Here is a 2,277-nt window from a genome sequence, read left to right as displayed (position 1 = left end):
CTCGGTGATCGTGCCGACGGTCGACCGGGGGTTGCGCGACGTGGACTTCTGGTCGATCGAGACCGCAGGCGACAGGCCCTCGATGAAGTCGACGTCGGGCTTGTCCATCTGGCCGAGGAACTGGCGGGCGTAGGCCGAGAGTGACTCGACGTACCGGCGCTGTCCCTCGGCGAAGATGGTGTCGAAGGCCAGGCTCGACTTGCCGGAGCCGGACAGGCCGGTGAAGACGATCAGCGAGTCACGGGGCAGGTCGAGGGAGACGTCCTTGAGATTGTGCTCCCGGGCTCCCCGGATGATGAGCTCTTCTGCCACTGCTGTCCCTCGACTGTCGACCCGGTATCGATACTGTCCGCGCTGTTCGAACAAGTGTTCGTCATCGTACGTGGCGACACAAGCCGCCACGCCACGTGTGTCACCTTCTCACGGGCCACTGACAGCCCCGGTGGCCAGCAGCGGGGACCGCGGGTGAGGATGGGCGCATGGCCGACGACACCAGCGTCAAGACCCAGCAGCTCGAGGAGCTCCAGGAGGCGACCAACCGCCTGGTCCGCACCGTGGACGGCTTCCAGGATGCCGACTGGACGGGACCGTCCGGGCTCCCCGGCTGGACGCGCGCACACGTCGTCGCTCACCTGGCGCTCAACGCCGAGGGTCTCGCCGCGGCGCTGACCGGGATCGTGCAGGACGAGCCGACTCCCATGTACGCCTCGACGGAGGACCGCGACCGGGACATCGAGGAGCTGGCGGGGGCCGGGGCTGCCGAGCTCCGTGAGCGGTTGCTGGCCGGGTGCACCCTGTACGCCGACGCCTGGTCCGCACTCCCCGACGACGTCGCGGGCACCACGTTCGAGCGGACACCGGGCGGCCGCACCGTCCCGGCCGGCGCCACGGTCGGGATGCGGCTGCGGGAGGTGGAGATCCACCACGCCGACCTGGACGCCGGCTACTCGCGCACCGACTGGCCACCCCGGTTCTGCGAGGTCCTGCTGGCCTCGATGACGAGGCGCGAGTGGCCAGAGCCGTTCGAGGTCGCCCCCACGGACCTCGACGGCAGCTGGGCCTACGGCGACGGGGACGGCCCGACCGTCAGCGGCACCGCCGCCGACCTCGGCTGGTGGTTGACCGGCCGGGGGTCGGGCGAGGGACTGACCAGCGACCGCGGCGAGCTGCCCAGGGTGGCTGCCTGGTAGCCCGCCGCGGCTGCCGTGCTCAGCTCCGCTTGTTGTCCGACGGCTGCGAGATCGTGGTGGCGTCGTACTCCAGGTTGTCGATGTAGTGGGTGTAGCCCTCCGGGTAGGCGTACCCGGAGTCGCTGACGAGGAAGGCCGCGGTCACCGTCGCGCCGGGGTGGCAGGCGCGAACCGCGTCGTAGGTCGTCTGGTAGAGGTAGCCGCAGGTGCCGCCGTTGTTGTCCCAGTTGTTGTCGCCGCCTCCCACGGTGGTCCACTCGTCCTGGGCCCAGGCCAACGGCCGGAGCTCGGCCTTCCCAGCGTCGCTGAAGAGGATCACCAGTCGGGGCGAGCCCAGGCTCGGCCCGGTGGCGGTGGAGTAGAAGTCGAACGACGGCGCGTGCTCGGGGGCAGGGCGCCCCTCCTCGTGGTGCAGGTCGATGCCGGCGTAGCTCACTGCGTCCGGCACCTCCAGCTCCATCGAGAACCGGTCACCGCCGCTGGACTCGTCCTGGGACCAGTGCGCGTTGCCCTCGCCCCCCTCGAAGAAGCTGACGCTCGGGGCTGTCCGGCCCGCGGCACCGGCGGGGATGGTCCCGACCGAGAGGGCGGCCGCAGTGGCGGCGGCGATCGCGATCAGGTGACGGATGGGCTTGCTCATGGTGGTTCCCCCGTTCTCGTGGCCGAACAGTGTGTCCGACACCGAGGTGACGCGCCCGCCGGTGGTTCATGACGCGACCCGCAGGACAAGTTCTAGGGTGACCGGATGGCCACCTACACCGGAGCCGTCACCCCGGGCGGCGATCCCGACGTACGCTCCCTCTCCGCGCTCACCATCACCAAGGTCGCGGTCGATCCGGAGATGTCCAACAACTGCTACCTGCTGGAGTGCCACGCCACCGGCGCGCAGGTGCTCATCGACGCTGCCGCTGCCCCCGAGACCCTGCTGCCTCTCGTGGGCGACGGTGGGCTCACCACGGTCGTCACCACGCATCAGCACTGGGACCACCACCGCGCCCTCTCCGAGGTCGTGTCGGCCACGGGAGCATCGACCGTGGCCGGCGCCCCCGACGCCGACGCGATCACCGAGCAGACCGGCGTACCCGTG

3 protein-coding genes and 1 pseudogene are annotated in these 2,277 nt (G+C 70.5%); 2 read left to right on the top strand and 2 right to left on the bottom strand.

Translation table 11 applies throughout. The features are described from left to right. Nucleotides 1–312: pseudogene (locus VFN12_RS09840) on the bottom strand (excinuclease ABC subunit A); the annotation flags it as partial. A 167-nt stretch (nucleotides 313–479) separates the two neighbouring features. On the opposite strand from VFN12_RS09840, the gene VFN12_RS09835 reads away from it, so the two are divergent. Further along, entirely contained in the window at nucleotides 480–1,190 is a 711-nt protein-coding gene (locus VFN12_RS09835; RefSeq protein WP_325118474.1) for a maleylpyruvate isomerase family mycothiol-dependent enzyme, read from the top strand. Between the two features lie 19 nt (nucleotides 1,191–1,209). On the opposite strand, the gene VFN12_RS09830 is transcribed toward VFN12_RS09835, so the two are convergent. Further along, a complete protein-coding gene (locus VFN12_RS09830; RefSeq protein WP_325118473.1) occupies nucleotides 1,210–1,830 on the bottom strand; it encodes a hypothetical protein in 621 nt (206 codons plus the stop codon). 105 nt (nucleotides 1,831–1,935) lie between these two features. Here VFN12_RS09830 and VFN12_RS09825 point away from each other — a divergent pair. Then, a partial coding sequence (locus VFN12_RS09825) for an MBL fold metallo-hydrolase (protein ID WP_325118472.1) occupies nucleotides 1,936–2,277 on the top strand: 342 nt, incomplete at its 3' end.

Source organism: Nocardioides sp. (genome assembly GCF_035703625.1).
Lineage (GTDB): Bacteria > Actinomycetota > Actinomycetes > Propionibacteriales > Nocardioidaceae > Nocardioides.
Note: the sequence above shows the minus strand (reverse complement) of the source record. Positions and strands in the feature narration are given on the sequence as shown.

Excerpts from the sequence above, each read along its gene's own strand:
- VFN12_RS09835 (WP_325118474.1), top strand. The coding sequence starts at position 480 with ATGGCCGACGACACCAGCGTCAAGACCCAGCAGCTCGAGGAGCTCCAG.
- VFN12_RS09830 (WP_325118473.1), bottom strand. The coding sequence starts at position 1,830 with ATGAGCAAGCCCATCCGTCACCTGATCGCGATCGCCGCCGCCACTGCG.